This is a genomic window from Bradyrhizobium sp. SYSU BS000235 (genome assembly GCF_049747295.1).
Taxonomy (GTDB): Bacteria; Pseudomonadota; Alphaproteobacteria; order Rhizobiales; family Xanthobacteraceae; genus Afipia.
On the sequence record NZ_JBMHJM010000001.1, the window covers coordinates 2,664,531 to 2,687,412 of the forward strand.

The following is a 22,882-nucleotide window of genomic DNA, read 5'->3' on the forward strand; positions in this document are numbered from 1 at the left end:
TGTTGCTTCTCGCACTCCTTACTCTGTCTGAAGAGGCTTTAAGCCTTTTCCAGCGCCGCCGTGAAATCCTCGATCAAGTCGTCGCGGTGTTCGAGGCCGGCCGAGAAGCGAATGAATCCCTCGCCGATGCCAAGCTCCGCGCGCACTTCCGGCGTCAGGCGCTGGTGTGTCGTGGTCGCCGGATGCGTCACGATGCTCTTTGAATCGCCGAGGTTGTTGGAGATCTTGGCAAGCTTGAGCGCGTTCAGTGTCCGAAACGCCGCGGCTTTACCGCCCTTCACCTCGAAGCCGATCAAGGTTGATCCACCGCGCATCTGCTTCTTGACGATGTCAGCCTGCGGATGATCACTGCGGCCGGGATAGACCAGCCGCGAAATTTTCGGGTGCTTGGCCAGCACGTCCGCAAGTGCTGCAGCGGTTTCGGTCTGCGCCTTGACGCGAAGGCTGAGCGTCTCGAGTCCCTTCAAGAGCACCCAGGCATTGAACGGCGACATCGCCGGACCAGTCTGGCGCAGGAATGTATGGATGTGCTCCTGGATGAAGTCTTTCGACGACAGGATCACGCCGCCAAGGCAGCGTCCCTGGCCGTCGATGTGCTTGGTCGCCGAATAGACAACGGCGTCTGCGCCGAGGGCGAGCGGGCTCTGCCAGATCGGTGTCGCGAAGACATTGTCCACGATCAGCCGTGCGCCGCCGCGATGCGCGATCTCTGCGACCGCGCTGATGTCGACCACATCGAGTGTCGGATTGGTCGGGCTTTCGAGGAAGCAGGTCTTCGTGTTGGGCTTCATCGCCTTCTGCCACTGGTCGAGGTCGTGACCATCAACCAGCGTCGACTGGATGCCGTAGCGGGGTAGTAGATCCTCGACGACATAGCGGCACGAGCCGAACAAGGCTTTCGCGGCGACGACGTGATCACCGGCCCGCAGCGGTGCGAGGATCGCTGTGGTCACGGCAGCCATGCCCGTTGCGGTCGCGCGCGCGGCTTCCGCGCCCTCAAGCTCGACCATGCGCTGTTCGAACATCGAGACCGTCGGATTGGAAAACCGCGAATAGAGAAAGCCCGGATCGTGTCCGGTAAAGCGCGCTTCGCACTGTTCAGCGCTCTCGTAGATGAAGCCTTGAGTCAGGAACAGCGCTTCGGACGTTTCACCGTATTGTGAACGCAGTACGCCGCCATGGACCAGGCGTGTTTCGGGCCGATAGGCATGGGATGGTTTGGAAGAGGGGACTTTCGCTTCAGACATGTGACCTCCGACGTGGCCACCCCTGAAGATGGACACAAAAAAACCGGCCTGGATAAAATCCATGGGCCGGGATCACACTGTCCCCGGCCTGTTTAGCGAGTTATTTAACGTGGCTGCAAGCCGGCCGGCTCAAATGACCACGGGATAAGTCGTAGGCTTAGTCCTGCCCGCCCTTTCCGTCAAGCACCCCATCGGATACTCGATAAACTGTGTATTTTGCCGGCCGAGGAGCCTGGCAACCGAGGACTGAAAAGTGTCGTTTACGCTCGTTCCCGATGCGACTGGTATCCTCCCGGACCGCATGATTGCGGCGATGGCCGACGACGGCCTGATCCTTCCGGAATATCCCTTCGTTGAAAGCCAGATCCAGCCGGCGAGCCTCGACCTGCGTTTGGGGAGCATTGCCTATCGTGTGCGCGCCTCGTTCCTGCCGGGACCGAACGCGACGGTTGCGGAACGCATCGACGAGTTGAAGCTGCACGAGATCGATCTGTCCGACGGCGCGGTGCTGGAAACCAACTGCGTTTATATCGTGCCGCTGCTGGAAAGCCTCGCGCTGCCGCCGAACATTCTCGCTGCGGCCAATCCGAAAAGCTCGACCGGCCGGCTCGATGTTTTCACGCGCGTGATCGCTGACGGGACGCGCCGCTTCGATATGATCGGCGCCGGATATCATGGGCCGCTTTATGCGGAGATCAGCCCGAAGACGTTCCCGGTGCTGCTGCGTGAAGGATCACGACTGTCGCAGATCCGTTTCCGCGTGGGGCATCCAACGCTCGATAGCGACGAGCTGGAGGCGCTGCACACCAAGGAGCGGCTTGTCGATATCGACAATGCCGATCTCGCCAATGGCGTCGCGGTGAGCGTGGATCTGTCCGGCGAGGGTTCCGATGGGTTTGTCGGCTATCGGGCCAAGCGCCACACCGGCGTGGTGGATATCGACCGGCGCAGTGCCTACGCGGTCGGTGAATTCTGGGAGCCGATCCGCGCGCGGCCGGACCGCAGCCTGATCCTTGATCCCGGTGAGTTCTACATTCTCGCGTCCAAGGAAGCGGTGCAGGTGCCGCCGGATTTCGCTGCCGAGATGGTGCCGTTCGACCCATTGGTCGGTGAATTCCGCGTGCACTATGCGGGCTTCTTCGATCCCGGCTTCGGTTATGCCGGTGCCGGCGGTCAGGGTTCGCGCGCGGTGCTCGAAGTTCGTTCACGCGAGGTGCCGTTCATTCTCGAGCACGGGCAGATCGTGGGCCGCCTCGTCTATGAAAAGATGCTGGGGCGGCCGGATGCGCTCTACGGTCAGCGCATTGCGTCGAACTATCAAGGCCAGGGCCTCAAGCTGTCGAAGCACTTCCGGGTCTGACGCTTCATTGTTGCAGATTAAAACATAGTTCGTCCGCAGAGCGTGTATGTCCGCGAATGGCGTCAACGCGTTCTGCACGCTGTTGGCTCGAGAAATGCCAAGCGTATGCGCTCTTGCTGAGAGGGACTGGTTCTTCCGGGGGAATCGACCAGTCTTCGAGCGCGGTATTCAAGCCGCCAACAACCGAATCTATACCCGCCTCCGCTGAGGACCCGTCCGGGATATCTCCCCGAACGCTACATCTGTAACGTGTCTTTGGGAAAACGGCATCAACTCGTAGCACGACTGCTTCACTTCATCGCTGATGTTGTCATCGCAGGGGATCGCGAGATGACCTGTCACATCTCACGAGTTATGCATTCTCGATCGTATTCGCCGCTCATCAGCGCCACGCAACAAGACGGCAAAGTCGCCCGGATCTTGAGTCGCCGCATGCGCCCGGACTGGGCACGAGCCGCAGACCGATCTGCTCGGCGAGATCCAGCTTGCTACGAGCGCATCGGTCGATGCCGTGCCGGCGACGCGCGTCGGAGAACTGAGGTTTTCGGAATCAACGGCAAACGTCGCGAGTGAAAAATCGGATCGGCACTTACTGAAAGAGGTCTCCGAACGAGAAACGTCATCCAGAAAGGTATGGACGGTCCATGGATCAAATCAGCAATCGCGTGGAGATCGAAAATGCAGAAGGTTCCTCGACCCCGCAGCGACGTTGGAAATTCTGGAGCATAGCCGCGGCACTTGTCGTTCTAGCGCTCGGTTACTTCGCATTCTCCCACTACAAAAATGAAAACGCGGCACCGCCCCAACAAGTGGGAGCACTACCGGTAACGGTCAGCGAACCCTTGCGGCGAGATGTCGATTCACGGCTCGGATTTCTTGGACAGTTTTCTGCGATCGACCGCGTGGAGTTGCGGGCTCAGGTCGGAGGTGTCCTCACCGAAATTCATTTCAAAGATGGGCAAATCGTACACAAGGGCGACCTTCTTTTCGTGATCGATCCGCGTCCATACCAAATCAAGCTTGAGCAGGCCAACGCCCAGCTCCACACCGCGGAGGCGCGAGTCGCGTTGGCGAACAACCAGCTCTCACGTTCGCAATCGCTTCGGCGTGAGAATTTTGCGACCCAGGAAACGGTCGATCAACGTATCAATGAAAAGCATGCCTCCGAGGCAGCGGTGGAAGACGCCAAATCCCGCATCCAGGATGCCCAGCTGGACCTCGAATATACCCGGGTTACGGCGCCTTTTACCGGACGCATCGGCGCCCGCCAGGTCTCGATCGGCGACCTGATCGCCGGCAGCCGAGCGGCCGTCAGCCCGACCACCCTGCTTGCGACGCTGGTTTCGCTCGATCCGCTCTATCTCGACTTTGACATGAGTGAATCCGACTACCTGGCATTTTCACGCGAACGTGCCCGCCATCCGGGCCCGCTCGCAGACAACGTCGCTTTTGGCCTGAGTGACGAGACCAATTTCAAACGGCGAGGTACCCTCGATTTCGTCGACAACGCTCTCGATCGCTCAAGCGGAACGATCCACGCCCGAGCTACCGTGCCAAATTCCGATTTGTTTCTCGCGCCTGGTCAATTCGCGCGGCTTCGTGTGGCTGTCTCTGCACCCACGCAGGCTCTCCTCTTGCCGGATTCGGCTCTGGTGCTCGATCAATCGCAACACCTTGTCATGACGGTTTCTTCGGACGGGACCGTGGTGCCGAAGATCGTGCAGACGGGGGATATCAGAGGCGGCCTGCGGGTGATCCGATCCGGCCTCAAACCGGACGATCGCGTCGTCATCGACGGATTGGTGCGCGCTATGCCAGGCGGGAAAGTCGTGCCCCAACATGGTGCGATCCATTACGACGCAACTGCCGACGGCCAAGGCTGAAGCTTCAAGGCTGAAGCTTGAGTCCGAAACAGGAACCATCCCATGCGCGTCGCACACATTTTTATCGATAGACCTATATTTGCTACCGTACTGAGCGTCTTCGTCACCTTGATCGGACTTGGTGCGCTCTACATTCTGCCTGTCGCCCAGTATCCGGAAATCGTACCTCCCACGGTTCAGGTCACGACCACCTACCCAGGCGCCTCCGCCGAGACGGTCTCGCGGACGGTTGCGACACCGCTTGAACAGCAGATCAACGGCGTCGAGAATATGCTGTACATGACCAGCCAATCGACCGGTGACGGCAAGCTCACGGTAACGGTGACGTTCCGGATTGGGACCGACCTCAACGTCGCGCAGATGCTGACGCAAAATCGCGTTCAGGACGCGCTCCCCCGATTGCCGGAAGACGTCCAGCGCCTTGGGGTGCAGGTGAGGAAGTCAACGCCCAACATTCTTTTGGCGGTTCACCTCTATTCGCCGGACAGTTCGCGTGACACCCTGTATTTGTCGAACTATGCGACACTGCACGTAAAGGACGTGCTGGCGCGGCTGCCCGGCGTCGGCGATGTGCAATTTCAGGGCGCGCGCGAATACGCGATGCGCATTTGGCTCGATCCGGACAAGGTCGCGGCTCACAATTTGAGCGCCGGCGAAGTCCTCGCAGCGCTGCGAGCACAGAACGTTCAGGTCTCGGCCGGCGTCCTCAACCAGCCCCCGGTCGCCTCGGATCAGGCCTATCAGCTCAACGTGCAGACGCTAGGGCGGCTCGCTACGCCGGAACAATTCGGCGCCATCGTGCTCAAAGCCGATTCACAGGGGCGCGTGACCCGCATCCGCGACGTGGGCCGCGTTGAAGTCGGTGCGGCGGACTATGGCTCGACGGCATTTTTGGACCGCGGGCCGGGCCTCCCACTGCTTATTTTCGCCCAGCCTGGCGCCAATTCTCTGACCGTGGAGCACGAAGTTCTGTCGAGCATGGAGACGCTCTCGAAGGAATTCCCGCCCGGCGTCGCCTATAAAGTTATCTACGATCCGACCATATTTGTCGGAAAATCCGTCGACGAAGTCATCACGACGATCTTCGTTGCGATTCTTCTGGTTGTGGGCGTGGTCTTCCTCTTTCTCCAGAGTTGGCGCGCCGCGATTATTCCGGTGATTGCGATCCCCGTGTCTCTCGTCGGCACGTTCACCATTCTCTACGCGGTCGGGATCTCCCTCAACAATCTTTCGCTGTTCGGGCTGGTACTTGCGGTAGGCATCGTCGTCGACGACGCCATCGTCGTGGTCGAAAACGTCGAACGGAATCTGGAGCGCGGGATGACGCCTGCAAAGGCGGCCCATGTCACGATGGACGAGGTGGGCGGAGCGCTGATTGCGATTGCGCTGACGCTTTGCGCCGTGTTCGTGCCGTCAGCATTCCTGTCGGGAATTTCCGGCCTGTTCTTCCGCCAGTTTGCCGTGACGATCGCAGCGTCGACGTTGATCTCCTGTTTCGTCTCACTGACTTTGAGTCCGGCACTCTGCGCGGTTCTGTTCAAGGCGCACGAGCCGGGCCACAAGACTCGTTCCTCCGGCGTTCGTCGCTTGGTGCAGGCGGGATTCGACAAGTTCAATTTCGGATTCGAATGGTTGTCGACGAGCTATGGGCGCATGACGCAGCGCCTCGTTCAAGTGACTGGCGTCGTCCTGGTGGCTTATGCGGCGCTGATCGGCATCGCCGGCTTTCAGTTTGCCCGTACGCCGACGGGGTTCATTCCGGAGCAAGACCAGGGCTACCTCATTTCCGTTGTGCAACTGCCGCCGGGAGCGACACTGGATCGCACTGAAGCCGTCGTTAAGAAGGCGATCGACATCATCATGACCACGCCAGGCGTCGAACATGTTGCGCCTTTCGCCGGCCTGGACGCGACGACCTTCACTGTAGCCTCTAACGCCGGAACGATTTTTTCGGCATTGCCGTCCCTTTATAACCATGATGTCAAAGGCGTCACGGCGAACACCGTGCTGGAGGATCTGCGCAAGCGCCTGTCTGTGATACAGGATGCCTATGTCCTGACCATTCCGCCGCCGCCGGTACAGGGCCTCGGCACCGCCGGCGGTTTCAAGATGATGCTGCAGGATCGCGCCGGGCTTGGTTCAGCCGCGCTCGCAAAAGCGGCTCAGGCGCTCGTCGGGGCGGCCAACAAGGACCCGAGCTTCGCAGGCGTCTTTACCCTGTTCAACATCGGTGCCCCGTCAATCTACGCGGATATCGATCGCGAGAGAGCTGAGAAAGTCGGCCTGACTCCGACGGACGTGTTTTCGACGCTGCAGGTTTATCTGGGCTCTCAGTACGTCAACGACTTCAATTATCTTGGCAGAACGTATCAGGTGATTGCGCAGGCCGATGGCGGCTTTAGACGCGATCCGGAAGATATCTCACGGCTCAAGACGCGGAACACAGCCGGCGAAATGGTACCTATTGGGACCGTGGCCAAGTTCAAATACGAGAACGCTCCGTACCGAGTGCCGCGATACGATCTTTTCCCTGCGGCCGAAATCATGGGAGTAGCGAGGCCGGGCGTTGCGACAGGCACGGCGCTGCAGAGGATGGAAGAGCTCGCCCATCAGGTTCTGCCGCCCGGCATCGGCTTCGAGTGGACCGACCTGGCCTTCCAGCAACAGCAACCTGGAACGTCGTCCCTGCTCATCTTCGGCGCGGCAGCCCTGTTCGTCTTTCTGGTGCTCGCGGCTCAGTATGAGAACTGGAAGCTGCCGCTTGCAGTGGTCATGATCGTGCCAATGTGCCTGCTCGCATCGGTTACGGGTCTGGGACTGCGTGGCTTACCCATCGACATCCTGGCACAGATTGGTTTCGTTGTTTTGGTGGGCCTCGCGGCGAAGAACGCGATTCTGATCGTCGAATTTGCACGACAGGCCGAAGAGCATGGCGCGACCCCCGGCGACGCGGCTGTCATGGCCGCGCGGACCAGGCTCCGGCCCATTCTTATGACGTCGCTCGCATTTATTCTCGGCGTCGCCCCGCTCGTCGTGGCCACCGGCGCGGGCGCCGAGATGCGGCAGTCGCTGGGGACCGCTGTTTTCTCGGGCATGCTGGGCGTGACAGGTTTCGGTCTCCTGTTCACGCCGGCGTTTTATACCGTGGTCCGCAGATTTGGCCGGAAAGCAAGTCAGCCCGCGGACGTGGTCCATGCGCCAAAGTGAGGCTCTTCCGCTGCGCGAAACAGCACCTTCGAATCCGAATGGCGGCACGGCTGTCCGGCCATTGTCAAAGCTGCAATTCCACGCCTACTGTGTTGGTGTTCTCAGGGCGGGGCGAAATTCCCCACCGGCGGTATGCAGCTTTATGTTGCGAGCCCGCGAGCGCCTTCCATTGGAAGGGTCAGCAGATCAGGTGAGACGCCTGAGCCGACGGTCACAGTCCGGATGAAAGAGAACGGGTGGTGACTGCTGTCCGATCGGACAGTCAGGCCGCGCGTGATCGCCTTGGGTGACGTGTCACTAGCAAAGGAGATCACAATGACACCCACCCGGTATGCCTTCATCAAAGCCAATTGGCACGCGGACATCGTCAATCGCGCGCTTGAGGGCTTTTGCGAGCTCATCCCCGCCAAAGACGTCGATGTGTATGACGTTCCCGGCGCGTTCGAAATGCCGCTGCTTGCGCGCGATCTTGCAGCGACAGGGAAATATGCGGCCGTGGCCGCCGCGGCTTTTGTTGTCGACGGTGGAATCTATCGCCACGAATTCGTTGCCCAGGCCGTCGTGGATGGCCTCATGCGCGCGGGAATGGATACAGGAGTGCCGGTCTTGTCGGTGTCGCTCACGCCTCACCAGTTCCAGGATACCGAGCACCACATTCAGATTTACCGGGCACACTTTGTCGAGAAGGGACGTGAGGCCGCGAGAGCCGCGTTGATGATCGGACGCGCGCGCCAGTCGATCGCTGCATAAATGACATCCAGGGGATGGCACGGCTCCATCCCCTGTCTGCCTTGTTGCTTCATAGATTGCCGCGGGAATGTCGAGATAGCAGGCATTCCAACCTGTGCACCCAATGCGGCGGAGCGGCGCTTGCCGTCGCCGTTCAAATGCCGGATCATTCCCGAAAATAGCGGATGATGGGAAGGAAGGTCATGACGCCAGTCGCAAACGCTTCAGCCAGAACATCCGATATCCCTGCTGCAAAGCCGCGATCGGAATTTGGTCTGATTGCACCCGATACCTCGGGCATGAATTTCTATCGTGCCGATCCGGTGCTGGCGGATTTGCTGCGGGTTCATCTTCCAGATCACCTGTTCCGCCATATCGAGCCGCATCTCGATCGCCTCGGCGCGCTTGCGGGCGGTCATCTCGATGAATGTGCACGTCTCGCAGATAAACATGGACCTGTCCTGCATCAGCGGGACCGGTTCGGGAACGACCGGCAGTGGATCGAGTATCATCCCGCCTATCGCGAGCTTGAACGCGCGGCTTACGGTGAGTTCGGTATCCACGCGATGTCGCACCGCAAGGGCATCCTCGGATGGGCAGATACTTATCCAGCGGTGGCGAAGCATGCCTTTACGTTTTTGTTCAACCAGGCCGAGTTCGGGCTTGGTTGCCCGATCAACGTCACCGATGGCGCGGCGCGATTGCTGTCGCGTTTCGGCGACGACGCGCTTAAGGCGAAATATCTCGATGGCTTGACTCAAACCGACATGACGAAGCTCACCCAGGGTGGGCAGTTCATGACGGAAAAAGAGGGCGGCTCCGATGTCGGGAAGCTGACAACAGTCGCCGTGCAGGAGGGCAATCACTGGCGGCTGCACGGCGAGAAATGGTTCTGCTCCAACGCGGATGCGGAAGTGGTGATGCTGCTGGCGCGGCCGCAAGGCGCGGTCGATGGCACGCGCGGTGTCGGCTTGTTTCTGATGCCGCGACGGCTCGATGACGGTTCGCCGAACCATTACCGCATCGTCCGTCTCAAGGATAAGCTCGGCACCCGTTCGATGGCGTCCGGCGAGATCAAGCTTGAAGGTGCGATTGCCTATGCAGTCGGCCGTCTTGATCGCGGCTTCGTGCAGATGGCCGAGATGGTCAACTGGTCGCGCCTCTCCAATGGTGTGAAGTCGGCGGCGCTGATGCGTCGCGCCCATCACGATGCAAACACTGTTGCCAATAATCGCGTGGTGTTCGGCCACCGCATCGTCGACCTGCCGCTGGCGCGCCGACAGCTCATGAAGATCATGCTGGCGACGGAGCAGGCCGTCTCGCTCAGCTTTCTCACTGCGGATGCGCTGGATCGTGCCGAGGCGGGGAGCCAGGATGCGGCGGCGCTGCTGCGGGTGCTGACGCCGACGCTGAAATACCGCGCCACCCGTGATGCGCGCAAAGTCTGCGGTGATGCGCTCGAGATGCGCGGCGGCATCGGCTACATCGAGGAATTCGCCACGCCGCGGCTGCTGCGTGACGCTCATCTCGGTTCGATCTGGGAAGGCACCGGCAACATCGTCGCGCTCGATGCGCTGAAACGCGCCGTTGGCCGCCATGGCGCGGAAGCGGCGCTGGCTGCTGATCTTCACGCGCGGATTGATGATGCCGCGGGTGTGCCGCAAGCCTGGCGCGATCGTCTGCGGGGGCTGACGGACAAGGCCATCGGCTTTGCCCGCGAGGTGGCCGGCCGATCCGAAAACGAAGCCGATGCGCGCCGCGCCACCAGCACGCTCTATCACGTTGCCAGCGCGGTTTCGTTCGCATGGGAAGGTGCGAAAATTCACGCCACCCGCGGCGATGCCAAGCGACTTCTGTTGTCGCGGCTCGTGGTCGACCACCGCTTGACCGCGCAGGATCCCTTTGCCGTGCTGTCCGGAGACGAAGGCAAACTCGCCGATCGGTTGTTGGGAAGCCAACCTTGCAGCATGGGGGATGTGACGGAGGCGCTGACAGCTGCATGAAGCGGTCGCGGCTGCGCCAATGCGGAAGCCCTATGCGTGGTGCGCGTCTTGTTCCGCAGAAATTCGATGTTATGCCTTTTCAGACAAGACGGCTCGCGACATAACAAAAACGCCGTCCGAGGGAGCGCATGTCCGAGATCGGTGTTGCCGAGATACCTGTGGCGGCGGGCGACAAGCCGCCGCTGCCGCGCATCAAGGACCCGGTTAAAAATCCGTTGCTGGACGGCCCCATCCTGCGCACCTTGCTGTGGCTTGCCGCGCCCAATGTGGTGGCGCTGACCGCCGGCACCTGCGTGGCGATCGCTGAAACCTCCTACATCGGGCGGCTGGGAGTCGAGCCGCTCGCGGCGATGGCGCTGGTGTTTCCGTTTGTCATTCTGATGATGACGATGTCTGGCGGGGCCATGGGCGGCAGCGTGGCCTCCTCGATCGCACGCGCGCTAGGCGCCAATGATACCGATCGTGCGGCTGCCCTGGCTGTGCATGCCTTGATGATCGGCATCTGTTTCGGCCTCGTGTTCATGAGCAGCATGCTGATCTTCGGGCCGCGGCTTCTTGCGATGTTGGGCGGGCAGGGGCGTGTCTTGAGCGAGGCCATCGGCTACTCGCAGATTTTCTTCGGTGGCGCCGTCATCCTATGGGTGATGAACACGCTGGCGGCTCTGATACGCGGGACCGGTAACATGAAGCTGCCGTCCGCCGTCATTCTCAACTCCGCGCTCTTCCAGATTGTGCTCGGAGGCATTCTGGGTCTCGGCCTGGGGCCAATTCCGCAGTTCGGAATGCGCGGCGTTGCGGCGGGAACGCTGATTGCGTTTTCGCTCGGCGCTTCCATCATGGCCTGGTATCTGCTGTCAGGACGAAGCCGCGTGAAGCCGAGCTTCAAGGGCTTCCGATTTCAGCGCGCGATGTTCTATGACATCCTCCAGGTTGGAGCCATTGCCTGCTTCTCGCCGTTGCAGGTGGTCCTCACCGTCACGATCTTCACACACCTGCTGGCCGCTTTGGGCACCGAAATCCTGGCGGGATATGGCATCGGCGCGCGGTTGGAGTTCATGCTGACATCGGTCGCGTTCGCCGTGGGCATTGCGTCCGTGCCGATGATCGGCATGGCCATCGGCGCGGGTCGCGTGGCCCGCGCGCGGCGCATCGCGTGGATGGCCGGCGGCGTTTCGTTTGCGGCGGTGGGATGCGTCGGCGGCTTCTTCGCTGTCTTTCCTGATATCTGGGTCAACATCTTCACCGACAATGCCGCCGTGCGCGCGGCGAGCCGACAGTATTTGTCGACGGCCGCGCCTCTGTTCGCATTCATCGGCTTGTCGATTTCGCTCTACTTCTCGTCGCAAGGGGCCGCGAAGGTGCTCGGACCGGTTCTTGCGCAAACCGCGCGGCTGGCTTTCATCATTGCCGGCGGCTGGTGGCTGTCGTCGCGAGGAGCGACCGCCGCGCAGTTTTTCTGGCTCGCGGCCGCGTCCATGGTCCTGCTCGGGGTGCTTGCTACGGCGGCTGTTCGTTTCACGAATTGGGGACCTGGTGGTCCGATTCTAACGTTCGCATCCCGTCCCGGCGGGCACTCTGGCGAACGTTAGAATCGAAAGACCACCAGCAAAATATAAGATTCTAGTGGAGCTTTGGGATTTGACGTTCGCATCACGAATTCGCAGCAGGCAGGTTAGCGAACGTCAAATCCGCTCCACTAGAGCCGCGGATTAATTCGTCCTATTCCACGGTCACCGGGCGAGCCAGCGCGGCGCGCGCAAACTTCTTGGCGTTGACGGGCTTGCCGAACAGATATCCCTGCGCCAGATCGAAACCCATCTCGTGAATGGCGACGAGATCGGCTCGTGTTTCCACGCCCTTGGCAACGGTGCGGACGCCGGCGTGTTTTGCAAGCTCGACGATGCGGCGGCAGACGGTCTGCTTCAGCCGGTTATCGGCGCAGCCGGTCACGAATTCCCTGTCGACTTTGATCTCGACGAACGGGAAATTTGCGACGTCCATCAGCGATGGCCAGTCCACTCCGAGATCGTCAATCGAGATCGCGATGTTGTGGAATCGCAATCGCTTGGCGGCATCGAGCGCAAGATCGAGATTCTGAATGATCTCGGTGCTTTTGACTTCGACGGTCAATCCACCAAACGCCGGATGATCCGGAATCATTCGGCATAGTTTTCCGACCGAAGCCGGATCTTCCAGGAAGCTGATCGGCAGATTGATGGCGATATCGACCGGTCCATGCTGGCCGATAAAGTAATGCCAGTCATTGAGCGCGCGCTTGATGACGAATTCGGAAAGCGCGGTGAAGTTCGGATCGCGGTCGTCAGGAATGAAATACGCTGGCGGCACCACGCCCCACGTCGGGTGACGCAAGCGAACAAGCGCCTCGGCGCCGCGCGGCGCGAGCGTGTGGACGTCGATCTTTTGCTGATACCACAGTTCCAGCCAGCCGGCCTTGAGCGCCTCTGCGACATCGACTGCGGGACTTGGCGGCGTCTGGGCCGGAAGTAACAGGGCAACGCTCGAGCGCAAGCCATCCGCGCTGAACGGCGTGGCAAGCGGCGGCAGCATGGTCACGCCGAACTCTTCGCCAAGCTGGCGGACAGCCGTGACGATAATGGAATTCTTCGGGCCGATCAGCAGCACCTTGCCGTCATACTCATGCTCGACCAGAGTTTTCAGCATCAGCCCCGCCTCGGTGCCATCCGCAGGCAGTCCCAGGACGATCAGATCGGGCAGTTGCTCCTTCAGAACCGATGACAGTTCGGTTACAGCCGCGCACTCACAGGTGATGAAGCCGAGCTCTTCGAGAGCCTCACCCAAAAATGTGCGGATGTGCTTCTTGCCGTCGGCAATGCAAACGCGCGGAGCGACCTTGCGCTGACCGAAGGTCGCAACCCGTTCTACCTGTACCGACTTTTGTCTTCTCATTCGCCACCTCCGTACCCCCGAGCGAAACTATCGCTGCGACGAAGGTTGCAAATATGAAATCTTTGGAACGGTAGATTGAATAGTTGGGTAAGGTTAAACGCGCGATAGAAACTAAAATTTTATCGATCGCGAGTTTAAAATCTTCTGCGTCACACCGGTGTACGATAAGCCCGTCATTTGGTTTCAGAAATCGTTGCTCGCTGATTCAAAAGCCGTGTGCGCATGCGCGAGCAAGGACAATTTCGACGCGCGATACGTCGATTTGTGTGTTCGATTCTTGAACAATCCGGCCGTCCCATAATTCGATTTTTCCACAGAGGGCGTTATCACCTGTGGTCAAGTTTCGCCTTCATTGCCGTCACAGCGAGGTCCATTTGCGAATCAATGTAAGGCGCGATGCTGTTCGGCAGCAGGTCGACGGTCCAGACGAACTTGCAGCGTCCATTGCCTTCATCAAAGATCTGGATCGACGCGCTGTGTTGCGTGATCCGTTCATTAACGATGGCGTAGACGAGCCGCCGCCTTGTATCGTCGCAGTCGACGAATATTTCGCGCGCCACCGTACCGTTCGCAAACGTCACGACACGCGCGTCGCCGTCCTTCTTGGCGTCGGTGACGAAGCCGGGCGCGAGACGCGTGTGGACCGCGTCGAAATCGCGGACTGCATCCCAGACCTCATGCGAAGGAGCTTCAACGAAAATCTCTTTGTGGATTGATGCCATGATATTCTCCTTCGACGCGGCGTTAAGCGCAGACGGCTTCAATGTTGTTGCCGTCCGGGTCGATCAGGAATGCCGCATAGTAGGTCGGGCTGTAATCCGCGCGCGGACCCGCGCCGCCATTGTCGCGCCCGCCCGCCTTGAGGCCGCCAGCATGAAAGGCTTTGACGGCGTCGTGATCGGTGGCGCGGAATGCCACATGCGCGCCGCCCTTGGCCGCATCGGAAAGATGCAGCCACAGCGCAGGCGCATCCTTCGGTCCGAAGCCCGCACCGCTGTCGTCACGCGAGCAAAGCACGTGGCCGAGTGGAGCAAGCGCCGCGGTATAGAACTTGATGCTGGCGTCGAGGTCTCTGACCTTGAGTCCGATATGATCGTACATGGGTATCTCCATTGTGATGGAGATTACCCTACGGCGCAGGCCTGCAATCGATCTTGGAGAATCTTGCGATCGCCGCGTGCGGCCTCGCGGAACCGTCGGGGTGAGACGCCGGCGGCACGGTGAAACGTTCGCACGAAGTTCGACAGGTCACCAAACCCGACATCAAAGGCAATGTCGGTGACGGAGCGGGTATCGTCGGCGAGCAGCCGCGCCGCGTGACGCAACCGGGCGCGGACCAGATACTGATGCGGCGTGACGCCGAGCACATTCGAAAACAACCGCAGGAAGTGGAATGAACTTACTCCCGCGGCTTTTGCAGTGGTCTCGAGATCCAGAGGCTGATCGCTGTTGTCGTCGATCCACATCGCGCTTTCAACGGCGCGGCGACGGTCGCGCGCCGGTACCGTGGTCGCGCGTTTGGATTTTGCCGAAATGGATTCCAGGAAGCGGGTGACAAACAGAATGGCGGCTTCGTCGACGCCGATGTCGTTCTCGCCACACCCTGCTGCCTGCGCGAGTTCGCCATAGATCATCAACTCAGGGAGAGGCGGCGCGCAACCGATCCGCAACGCGTTCTGGCTGAGGCCAATGTCATCGGCAAATGCTGAGCTCAGTTGAAACGACAGGCACTCGTCGCCGCACGCGTAATGTTCATGCGAACAAACGTATTCATCGCCCATGTGGCCGACCATGACCGATCCGGCGACCAGGTCATGGGAACATCCTCGGCTGTCATAACCAAAGCTGCCCTTTCGGACATACGACAGCGAATGACAGCGATGCTGCTCGACGAACGGCGTATCGTCCGGCCCCATGCTGCACCGGTAGTCGACCACAGACAGACATTCGCTTTGAAACAGCGGCCGGACCTGCATGCGGCAATGTTATCGTCGCTGCCGGCGCGGAGCAATCGACAGGCCTGGATCGAACAGCATCGGACTGTCTTCGTCCTTCTGCGCAATCGTCGCACCCTCAATGGCCAGCATCCGGAACTTGGTCGTTACGCCGCCATTGGCCGAAAAGCCGCCGGTCTTGCCGTTGGCCGCCAGCACACGGTGGCAGGGAATGACAATCGGAAATGGATTTTGTCCGAGGGCCTGGCCGATCGAGCGGGATAGCAGTTTGTCGCCCAGCCGCACGGCAATATCGCCATAGGTCAGGGTCTCGCCCGGCGCGATGGTCCGCGCGACGTCATAGACGCTACGGTTGAACTCCGGCAGGTGGCTCATATCGACCCTGATGAAGGACAGGTCGCTTTTCTCACCCTTGAGCAGGCGCGCCATGGCGTCGCAGGCGCGCTGAACGTCGGCCGGTGGTGAGGTTTCCTGGGCGCCGGGCGCTTTTTGCTGGATGCGCGCACGGGTTTGGGCGTCGTTTGTTTCCGGCAACTGCACGCCAAGAAGTCCGTATTCGCCCCAGGCGACGCCACAGCGGCCAATGTCCGTGTCAAACAGTGCAATACCGGGTGTCATGATGTGCCTCCGCGATAACATGGCTTGTCATGATCGAACTTGGAGAATCTTGCGCTTTTGTATGTTATCTGCCACCCGAAATCTGCTATGGGAACCATCTTGCGGCATCGCACAGGGTATGGCTAAGGTCACCCCAACGCGGGCGTAGTTCAATGGCAGAACGGCAGCTTCCCAAGCTGCATACGAGGGTTCGATTCCCTTCGCCCGCTCCAATTTCCCCCTCATGTCATCTCCGGAAGAGGCCTGATGTCGCAGCCGCAATTGTTCACGCCCATCACGCTTCGCAACGTGACCGCCAAAAACAGGATCGTGATCTCGCCGATGTGTCAGTACTCGGCGGACGATGGCGTGGCCAATGACTGGCACATGGTTCACCTCGGCAAGTTCGCGCAGGGTGGGGCCGGCATTGTGATGACCGAGGCCGTGGCCGTCGTCGCGGAAGGGCGCATCACCCACGGCGATCTTGGACTCTGGACCGATAGCCAGGTCGCGCCGCTGAAGCGCATCACCGCGTTTATCCGCGCCAACGGGTCGATCCCCGCGATCCAGCTCGCCCACGCGGGCCGCAAGGCCAGCATGCAGCGGCCCTGGTTCGGCAATGCCGCGCTGAATGCTGAGGATCACGCGCGCGGCGATCTGCCGTGGACCATCGTCGCGCCCTCCGCCATTGCGATGGATGAAGGCTGGCTGATGCCGCATGAGCTGACCGACGCGGACCTGACAAAGCTGCGCGAGGACTGGCGCCTTGCGACGCTGCGGGCGGTCGAAGCGAATTTCGAAGTGCTCGAGATCCATTGCGCCCACGGCTACCTGCTGCACGAATTCCTCTCACCGTTGTCAAATCAGCGCAACGATTCCTATGGCGGGGACCGCGCCGGCCGCATGAAATATCCGCTCGAGATCATCGAGACCGTGCGCTCTGTCTGGCCGAAAGAGCGTCCGCTGTTTGTGCGCATTTCATCGGTCGACGGCCTCGATGGCGGGCTGGATATCGCGGACTCGATCGCATTCGTGCGTGAGGCCCAGGCGCGCGGGGCGGACGTGATCGATTGCTCGTCCGGCGGCTTGATGGGATCGGCCACCGCTGCGCGCATTCCGCGTGGCTATAGCTTTCAGGTGCCGTTCGCCGAGGACATTCGCCGCGAAACCAAGGTGACCACCATGGCCGTGGGACTGATCCTTCACCCGCAGCAGGCAGAGGACATTGTCGCTGAGGGGAAGACCGATCTCGTTGCCGTGGGCCGCGAGGCGCTGTTCGACCCGAACTGGCCTCTGCATGCCGAACTCGCGCTACGCCAGTCGAATGGCGAGATCGGCGACGGCACGTTCGAGTCCTGGCCCAAGCAGTATGGCTGGTGGCTGGAGCGGCGTGAGCCGGGGCTTCGCAAGCTCAGCGGGCCGGCGTTGCCGTTCCGCAGGATTTAGGCCACGCTTCGCTCGCATTCCTGGGTAGGCGGCGGGCGATGGGATCATCTCAGTCTATTTGCATTGCTGGCGCGGGCAGTATCGGCTGTTTCGTCGGCGGCATGCTGCGTGCCGGCGGCCGGTCGGTGTCGCTGTTGGCGCGACCACGGGTGATCGACGACATCAATCAGCATGGCTTGAGAGTCACGAGTTTTGAGGGCATCGAACATCGCCTGTCGTCAGCCGAGGTCAGGCTCGCGGCTGATCCGGCGATTTTCGCGGACGCGGATATCATCCTCGTCACGGTGAAGAGTGACGATACGGCGGCAATGGCGGATCAGATCGCCTCTCATGCCTCGAAGGATGCCGCGATTGTCAGTCTTCAGAACGGCACCGGGAATGTCACCGTGTTGCGCGACCGGCTTCCGGGATATCGCGTGCTCGCCGGCATGGTGCCGTTCAACGTCATTGCGCTCGGCGAGGGGCATTTCCACCGCGCAACCTCCGGCGACATTCTGCTGGAGAAAGATGAGGCGGATACGGCGGGCCACCTTTGGCAGCCGGAACTGGCTTTTCGCGGGGTGGACAACATCACCGGCATTCAGTGGGGCAAGCTGCTGGTCAATTTGAACAACGCACTGGTCGCGTTGTCCGGTCTTCCCTTGCGGGAGCAATTGGCACAGCGGCCATGGCGAAGGCTGTTGGCGGAGCAATGGCGCGAAGCGCTCGCGGTCCTCAAGGCGGAAGGCATTGCGCCGGTCTCCATGACGCCGCTGCCGGCATCGCTGACGCCTTATGTGCTGCGATTGCCGGATGTCCTGTTCGAGCGGATCGCGAGCTCGATGGTGAAGATCGATCCAAAGGCGCGCTCCTCCATGTGGGAAGATCTGCAGCGCGGTCGGCGGACCGAGATCGACCACCTTCAGGGATTGATCGTCACGCTGGCTGCGCGCCATGGCCTGCAGGCCCCGTTGTCGGCCCGCATCGCGGCCCTGGTGAAACGAGCCGAGCAGGCGGGCAACGGCTCGCCCGGTCTGAGCCCGGAGCAGATACGGAAGGCGTGACCCTTATCTTTCCGCATACCTCGCAGCTTTGTTCTCAAGAATGAATTGGGAAAAACGGCAATAAGCAGCGGCAGCATTTAGACTGTCGCTGGCCGAAGATTTCGTCCTGGATTATATTCTGCAGGCTGATGTGATTGCCGGGCGAGGACAGAGGCTTTTGCTTCTCCATGCGCCCGGGGTGGTTATTCCGAAAACGTTTGTGTGCGGTGCAATGCCGTGCTGTCCGGAATGAACCATGTGCGAGGCTGAGAGTTGGAACTCTGGAGGCTCACATGTACGCAGATTCGGTGAAAGACAAACCTCATCGCCTTGTCGCCAGCGACAGGGTGGAGGGGTCAAGGCTGCTGAATGCCGACGGCAAGAAGATCGGGCATATCAAGCGGCTGATGATCGACAAGCTCAGCGGAAACGTCGCTTATGCCGTGGTGTGCTTCGGCGGCTTCCTCGGGATCGGAGAAGAGTATTTCCCGCTTCCATGGTCGAGCATGCGGTACAATCCGTCGGTGGAAGCTTACGAGCTGATGACGCTGATGAGCGATGAAGAGCTCGCGAAAGCGCCGTCCTACGCCGCCAATAAGGATTTCGACTGGGGCAACCGGATACGCGAAGTTGACGCGTACTGGATCGGATTCTGACGCCCGCTGACAGGTTTCGAAGGACGCAGGTTACGCTGCCGCGGCCTGCGTCAGACGATGAGTTTCTCCGCGGCGATAAACCATCAGGGTTGCTGCCAAACCGCAGACCGCAGCAAACGTCATCCACAAACCAGGCGCAGCCTTATCGCCCGTGGCTTCGATCAGCGCGGTTGAAACCGCCGGTGTGAAGCCGCCGAACAACGCGGTGGCGAGGCTGTAGCACAGCGAAAAGCTGACGGTGCGCACACTGGCCGGCACGATCTCGGTGAGTGCAACGACCATGGCGCCGTTGTAGCTGCCGTAGAGAAACGAGAGCCACAGTTCGACGATCAACATTCGTTCGAATGATGGATGCGACACCAGCCACGAGATGGCAGGATAGGCTGTCAGAATCGTGAGAACGGTAAAGCCCATCAGGATGGGGCGCCGGCCGATGCGGTCGGAGACCGCGCCCATCACTGGAAGCCAGAACAGGTTCGACAGCGCGACGCAGAAGGTAACGATCAGCGAGTCGGTGATCGATAGTTTCAGGACGCTCTTGCCGAAGGTCGGCGTGTAGACCGTAATCAGGTAGAAGGACACGGTCGTCATGACAACGAGCAGCATGCCGGCCAGCACGATCCACCAGTTCGACACGATTGACTGGAAAACTTCCGACAGCGTCGGATGCCGCTTGCGTGCCAGAAAAGCCTCGGTCTCCTGCAGCGAGCGACGAATAACAAAAATGAACGGCACGATCAGCGAGCCGATGAAGAAGGGGATGCGCCAGCCCCACTCGGACATGGTCTGCGGCGCGATCGATGTGTTCAGGACGTAGCCGATGGTGGCCGCAACGATGATCGCAACCTGCTGGCTACCGGACTGCCAGCTCACGTAAAATCCCTTCCGGTTCGGCGGCGCCATTTCCGCGAGATACACCGACACGCCGCCGAGTTCGACGCCGGCCGAGAAGCCTTGCAACAGGCGTCCACTCAGCACGAGCGCGGGTGCAGCTACGCCGATGGTTGCGTAGGAGGGCACGAAGGCAATCAGCAAGGTGCCGACAGCCATGATCGCCAACGTGACGATCAAGCCCTTTCGGCGTCCGACGCGGTCGACATACGCGCCCAATACGATGGCGCCGAGCGGGCGCATGAGAAAGCCCGCGCCGAAGGTCATGAAGGTCGCCAGCAGCGACACGAATTCATTGCCGGCCGGAAAAAACGCTTTCGCGATGTAGGTTGCGTAAAATCCGAATAGGAAGAAGTCGAACATCTCCAGGAAATTTCCGCTGGTGACGCGGAGCACGGCTGCGAGCTTCGATTGTGTGACCTTGGGGCTCAGCTCGGGTGCTGAGGTCGGCGCGGCAGTCATTGCGTCTCCAGGAGGCTTCTTATGGGCGCGACAACCTGCGCCGTTTTGCCACATCCTGCAAGACAGCGAGGGTTCGTGTTGGGGTCAGATGTTATGCGACCGCCTTCGCTGCCGCGCGGCCGGCATTGCGTCCGGAAAAAAGACACCCGCCAAGGAATGTCCCTTCCAGCGCCCGATAGCCGTGCATGCCGCCGCCGCCGAAGCCGGCGGCTTCGCCCACGGCATAGAGGCCCGGAATGATTTGTCCGTCGGTGCCGAAGACGCGCGCATCGAGATCGGTCTCGAACCCGCCGAGTGTTTTCCGGGTGAGGATGTTGAGCCGCACCGCGATCAAAGGCCCGTGCGCCGGATCGAGGATCTTGTGCGGCTTGGCGGTGCGGATCAGCTTGTCCCCGAGATAGCGCCGCGCGTTATGGATACCCATCACCTGGGTATCCTTGACATAAGGGTTGTCGATCTCGCGGTCGCGGGCTTCGATCTGTTGCTTGATGTTGTCGGCGTTCAGCAGATTGTCCCCGCTGAGCTTGTTCATGGCCGCGACAAGGTCTGCAAGGTCATTGCGTACGATGAAGTCGACGCCTTTTTGCTTGAAGGCTTCGACTGGCGCGGGGGCGCCTTTGTTTAGGGCTCGGCGAATGGTCATGCGCCAGCTCTTGCCGGTCAGGTCCGGGTTCTGCTCGGAGCCCGAAAGCGCGAATTCTTTCTTGATGATGCTCTGGGTCAGGATGAACCATGAATAGTCGTAGCCCGTCTTCATGATGTATTCGAGCTGACCGAGCGTGTCGTATCCGGGATAGAGCGGCGAGGGCAGGCGCTTACCCGTCGCGTCAAACCACATGGACGAGGGGGCCGGCAGAATGCGGATGCCGTGTCCGGGCCAGATCGGTGACCAGTTGTGGACACCTTCGACGTAGTGCCACATGCGGTCGCGGTTGATGAGGCGCGCGCCGGCGGCCTCGGTGATGCCGATCATGCGGCCATCCACATGGGCAGGCACGCCGCTGACCATTCTCTTTGGCGGCGTGCCGAGGCGTTGGGGCCAGTTCTGCCGCACCAGATCGTGGTTGCCGCCGATTCCGCCCGAGGCAACGATGACCGCCTGCGCCTTCAAGGTGAAGTCGCCTGTGACCTGACGCGATGAACTGACGCCGCGCGGTTCAGATGACGGCTCCAGGGTTTTTCCACTCACGCCGGTGATGTGGCCCGCCGATATGTCGAGTGAGTCCACACGATGACGGAATTTGAACGCAATCCGGCCTGTCTTCGCGTGTTCGCGTGCGCGGCGCTCGAACGGTTCCACCACGCCGGGTCCGGTGCCCCAACTCACATGAAAGCGCGGGACGGAATTGCCGTGACCCATGGCGTCATAGCCGCCGCGTTCCGCCCAGCCGACGACAGGAAAAATCCGGTGGCCCATGGCCTGCAGCCAGCCGCGTTTTTCGCCGGCAGCGAAGGCGACATAGGCTTCGGCCCAGCGTCTGGGCCAGTGGTCTTCGTCGCGATCGAAACCCGCGGTGCCGAGCCAGTCCTGCAAGGCCAGTTCGTGGGAATCCTTGATGCCGAGCCGCCGTTGTTCCGGCGTGTCGACGAGGAACAGCCCGCCCAACGACCAGAAGGCTTGTCCACCGAGATTCTGTTCGCCCTCTTGCTCGACGACAACAACGCGCTTGCCCGCATCGGCTAATTCCGTTGCGGCAACAAGACCGGCAAGCCCTGCTCCCACAATGATCACATCGGCATCGTTCGCCATTTTGGTGTCTCCCCCGTTGTTTCAATTGAAGCGTGGGGTGTGAAGCCGGGTCAACGAAATTTCTGCGCGAGCGCGCGCACTGACCTGCGACTAAGTCGTTCATTGAACGAGGCAACATGTGTTCCAATGGCTTGTGCAGCAAGCCAGCAACACCACACGAGAATTCGTTTTTGCACAGCATGTCGCGCTAGACAAAACGCGGGACTCGCAACACGCTGTAGGGGCCCTGACCATTGGCATCACCGGGGCGACGGGGCTTGTGAATGAAGCTTGTGACGGGGATTCTCGCGGCGGTTCTTCTTTTGGCTGGTGTTGGCGCAAGTCATGCCGTGATGAGAATTTCCGACGACAGGGGCGGCCGCATCGGAACTTACGTCGACCGGTTTCAAGGTCTGCGTAGTTCCGGGGAAACGGTGGTGATCGATGGCTTGTGCGCATCGGCCTGCACCATCGTTCTCGGCGCGGTGCCTCGTGACAAGATCTGCGTCACTCCGCGGGCCGCTCTCGGATTCCATGCGGCTTGGGATCCCGGTGCCGGTGGCCGGCCGGTGACGAACCCGGAAGCGACCCGGATGCTCTACGAAATGTATCCGACATCGATTCGCCGGTGGATTTCGCGGCGCGGCGGATTGAAGCCGCGGATGATCTTCCTGCGGGGCCGCGAGCTCGCCAACATGTATCGGCCTTGTTACCTCGATGCGCAGGCCTCCGCGCATCCAACGGTGCACCGCTAACGGCTCAATTCT

The 22,882-nt window shown here is 60.7% G+C and carries 18 protein-coding genes, 1 tRNA gene and 2 riboswitches; of the genes, 11 read left to right on the top strand and 8 right to left on the bottom strand.

Annotated elements, in window-relative coordinates; translation table 11 throughout:
* Positions 1-38: 38 nt before the first annotated feature.
* Complete coding sequence (locus ACP0KA_RS12425) at positions 39-1,247, bottom strand: O-succinylhomoserine sulfhydrylase (RefSeq protein ID WP_424629084.1); 1,209 nt, start codon at positions 1,245-1,247, stop codon at positions 39-41.
* 71 nt (positions 1,248-1,318) lie between these two features.
* Positions 1,319-1,398, bottom strand: a riboswitch (SAM riboswitch).
* Between the two features lie 102 nt (positions 1,399-1,500).
* On the opposite strand from ACP0KA_RS12425, the gene ACP0KA_RS12430 reads away from it, so the two are divergent.
* From ACP0KA_RS12430 to ACP0KA_RS12455, 6 genes are all read left to right on the top strand, one after another.
* Complete coding sequence (locus ACP0KA_RS12430; protein ID WP_424629085.1) at positions 1,501-2,607, top strand: 2'-deoxycytidine 5'-triphosphate deaminase; 1,107 nt, start codon at positions 1,501-1,503, stop codon at positions 2,605-2,607.
* Positions 2,608-3,251: 644 nt separating this feature from the next.
* Complete coding sequence (locus tag ACP0KA_RS12435) at positions 3,252-4,490, top strand: efflux RND transporter periplasmic adaptor subunit (protein ID WP_424629086.1); 1,239 nt, start codon at positions 3,252-3,254, stop codon at positions 4,488-4,490.
* Between the two features lie 42 nt (positions 4,491-4,532).
* Positions 4,533-7,697, top strand: coding sequence for an efflux RND transporter permease subunit (locus ACP0KA_RS12440; protein ID WP_424629087.1), 3,165 nt, complete (start codon positions 4,533-4,535; stop codon positions 7,695-7,697).
* A 93-nt stretch (positions 7,698-7,790) separates the two neighbouring features.
* A riboswitch (FMN riboswitch) is annotated at positions 7,791-7,935 on the top strand.
* A 77-nt stretch (positions 7,936-8,012) separates the two neighbouring features.
* A complete protein-coding gene (locus ACP0KA_RS12445; protein WP_424629088.1) occupies positions 8,013-8,447 on the top strand; it encodes a 6,7-dimethyl-8-ribityllumazine synthase in 435 nt (144 codons plus the stop codon).
* A gap of 278 nt (positions 8,448-8,725) precedes the next feature.
* Positions 8,726-10,429: an acyl-CoA dehydrogenase family protein gene (locus ACP0KA_RS12450; RefSeq protein WP_424631576.1), complete on the top strand. Its 1,704-nt coding sequence runs from the start codon at positions 8,726-8,728 to the stop codon at positions 10,427-10,429.
* 128 nt (positions 10,430-10,557) lie between these two features.
* Complete coding sequence (locus ACP0KA_RS12455) at positions 10,558-12,018, top strand: MATE family efflux transporter (protein WP_424629089.1); 1,461 nt, start codon at positions 10,558-10,560, stop codon at positions 12,016-12,018.
* Between the two features lie 130 nt (positions 12,019-12,148).
* Here the strand turns inward: ACP0KA_RS12455 and ACP0KA_RS12460 are convergent, their stop codons facing one another.
* The 5 genes from ACP0KA_RS12460 to ACP0KA_RS12480 all read right to left on the bottom strand — a co-directional run bounded on the left by ACP0KA_RS12460 (position 12,149) and on the right by ACP0KA_RS12480 (position 15,930).
* The gene (locus ACP0KA_RS12460; protein ID WP_424629090.1) at positions 12,149-13,357 is read right to left on the bottom strand and encodes an EAL domain-containing protein; all 1,209 of its coding nucleotides are present in this window, start codon (positions 13,355-13,357) and stop codon (positions 12,149-12,151) included.
* A gap of 326 nt (positions 13,358-13,683) precedes the next feature.
* Positions 13,684-14,079: an SRPBCC family protein gene (locus ACP0KA_RS12465; RefSeq protein ID WP_424629091.1), complete on the bottom strand. Its 396-nt coding sequence runs from the start codon at positions 14,077-14,079 to the stop codon at positions 13,684-13,686.
* A 22-nt stretch (positions 14,080-14,101) separates the two neighbouring features.
* Positions 14,102-14,458 (bottom strand): VOC family protein, encoded by a 357-nt coding sequence (locus ACP0KA_RS12470; protein ID WP_424629092.1) that lies wholly within the window; start codon positions 14,456-14,458, stop codon positions 14,102-14,104.
* A gap of 23 nt (positions 14,459-14,481) precedes the next feature.
* Positions 14,482-15,333, bottom strand: coding sequence for a helix-turn-helix transcriptional regulator (locus ACP0KA_RS12475; RefSeq protein WP_424629093.1), 852 nt, complete (start codon positions 15,331-15,333; stop codon positions 14,482-14,484).
* 9 nt (positions 15,334-15,342) lie between these two features.
* The gene (locus tag ACP0KA_RS12480; RefSeq protein WP_424629094.1) at positions 15,343-15,930 is read right to left on the bottom strand and encodes a methylated-DNA--[protein]-cysteine S-methyltransferase; all 588 of its coding nucleotides are present in this window, start codon (positions 15,928-15,930) and stop codon (positions 15,343-15,345) included.
* Positions 15,931-16,068: 138 nt separating this feature from the next.
* Here ACP0KA_RS12480 and ACP0KA_RS12485 point away from each other — a divergent pair.
* The 4 genes from ACP0KA_RS12485 (at position 16,069) to ACP0KA_RS12500 (ending at position 19,033) form a co-directional block, all read left to right on the top strand.
* A tRNA-Gly gene (locus ACP0KA_RS12485) sits at positions 16,069-16,142 on the top strand.
* Positions 16,143-16,176: 34 nt separating this feature from the next.
* Entirely contained in the window at positions 16,177-17,355 is a 1,179-nt protein-coding gene (locus ACP0KA_RS12490) for an NADH:flavin oxidoreductase/NADH oxidase (protein ID WP_424629095.1), read from the top strand.
* A 38-nt stretch (positions 17,356-17,393) separates the two neighbouring features.
* Complete coding sequence (locus ACP0KA_RS12495) at positions 17,394-18,398, top strand: 2-dehydropantoate 2-reductase (RefSeq protein ID WP_424629096.1); 1,005 nt, start codon at positions 17,394-17,396, stop codon at positions 18,396-18,398.
* A gap of 272 nt (positions 18,399-18,670) precedes the next feature.
* On the top strand, positions 18,671-19,033 hold the full coding sequence (locus ACP0KA_RS12500) for a PRC-barrel domain-containing protein (RefSeq protein WP_424629097.1): 363 nt from the start codon (positions 18,671-18,673) through the stop codon (positions 19,031-19,033).
* Positions 19,034-19,063: 30 nt separating this feature from the next.
* Here the strand turns inward: ACP0KA_RS12500 and ACP0KA_RS12505 are convergent, their stop codons facing one another.
* Both ACP0KA_RS12505 and ACP0KA_RS12510 read right to left on the bottom strand, forming a co-directional pair.
* Complete coding sequence (locus ACP0KA_RS12505; protein WP_424629098.1) at positions 19,064-20,386, bottom strand: MFS transporter; 1,323 nt, start codon at positions 20,384-20,386, stop codon at positions 19,064-19,066.
* Positions 20,387-20,477: 91 nt separating this feature from the next.
* Positions 20,478-22,136 carry an FAD-binding dehydrogenase gene (locus ACP0KA_RS12510; RefSeq protein ID WP_424629099.1) on the bottom strand — a complete coding sequence of 553 codons (1,659 nt, stop codon included), beginning with the start codon at positions 22,134-22,136 and terminating at the stop codon, positions 20,478-20,480.
* Between the two features lie 263 nt (positions 22,137-22,399).
* Between ACP0KA_RS12510 and ACP0KA_RS12515 the strand changes: the two genes are divergently transcribed.
* Entirely contained in the window at positions 22,400-22,870 is a 471-nt protein-coding gene (locus ACP0KA_RS12515; RefSeq protein ID WP_424629100.1) for a hypothetical protein, read from the top strand.
* Positions 22,871-22,882: the final 12 nt, after the last annotated feature.

What these genes read in the sequence shown, in the direction of transcription:
- ACP0KA_RS12425 (WP_424629084.1), bottom strand. Translation starts at nt 1,247, where the DNA reads ATGTCTGAAGCGAAAGTCCCCTCTTCCAAACCATCCCATGCCTATCGG.
- ACP0KA_RS12435 (WP_424629086.1), top strand. Translation starts at nt 3,252, where the DNA reads ATGGATCAAATCAGCAATCGCGTGGAGATCGAAAATGCAGAAGGTTCC.
- ACP0KA_RS12440 (WP_424629087.1), top strand. Translation starts at nt 4,533, where the DNA reads ATGCGCGTCGCACACATTTTTATCGATAGACCTATATTTGCTACCGTA.
- ACP0KA_RS12445 (WP_424629088.1), top strand. Translation starts at nt 8,013, where the DNA reads ATGACACCCACCCGGTATGCCTTCATCAAAGCCAATTGGCACGCGGAC.
- ACP0KA_RS12450 (WP_424631576.1), top strand. Translation starts at nt 8,726, where the DNA reads ATGAATTTCTATCGTGCCGATCCGGTGCTGGCGGATTTGCTGCGGGTT.
- ACP0KA_RS12455 (WP_424629089.1), top strand. Translation starts at nt 10,558, where the DNA reads ATGTCCGAGATCGGTGTTGCCGAGATACCTGTGGCGGCGGGCGACAAG.
- ACP0KA_RS12460 (WP_424629090.1), bottom strand. Translation starts at nt 13,357, where the DNA reads ATGAGAAGACAAAAGTCGGTACAGGTAGAACGGGTTGCGACCTTCGGT.
- ACP0KA_RS12465 (WP_424629091.1), bottom strand. Translation starts at nt 14,079, where the DNA reads ATGGCATCAATCCACAAAGAGATTTTCGTTGAAGCTCCTTCGCATGAG.
- ACP0KA_RS12470 (WP_424629092.1), bottom strand. Translation starts at nt 14,458, where the DNA reads ATGTACGATCATATCGGACTCAAGGTCAGAGACCTCGACGCCAGCATC.
- ACP0KA_RS12475 (WP_424629093.1), bottom strand. Translation starts at nt 15,333, where the DNA reads ATGCAGGTCCGGCCGCTGTTTCAAAGCGAATGTCTGTCTGTGGTCGAC.
- ACP0KA_RS12480 (WP_424629094.1), bottom strand. Translation starts at nt 15,930, where the DNA reads ATGACACCCGGTATTGCACTGTTTGACACGGACATTGGCCGCTGTGGC.
- ACP0KA_RS12490 (WP_424629095.1), top strand. Translation starts at nt 16,177, where the DNA reads ATGTCGCAGCCGCAATTGTTCACGCCCATCACGCTTCGCAACGTGACC.
- ACP0KA_RS12495 (WP_424629096.1), top strand. Translation starts at nt 17,394, where the DNA reads ATGGGATCATCTCAGTCTATTTGCATTGCTGGCGCGGGCAGTATCGGC.
- ACP0KA_RS12500 (WP_424629097.1), top strand. Translation starts at nt 18,671, where the DNA reads ATGTACGCAGATTCGGTGAAAGACAAACCTCATCGCCTTGTCGCCAGC.
- ACP0KA_RS12505 (WP_424629098.1), bottom strand. Translation starts at nt 20,386, where the DNA reads ATGACTGCCGCGCCGACCTCAGCACCCGAGCTGAGCCCCAAGGTCACA.
- ACP0KA_RS12510 (WP_424629099.1), bottom strand. Translation starts at nt 22,136, where the DNA reads ATGGCGAACGATGCCGATGTGATCATTGTGGGAGCAGGGCTTGCCGGT.
- ACP0KA_RS12515 (WP_424629100.1), top strand. Translation starts at nt 22,400, where the DNA reads ATGAAGCTTGTGACGGGGATTCTCGCGGCGGTTCTTCTTTTGGCTGGT.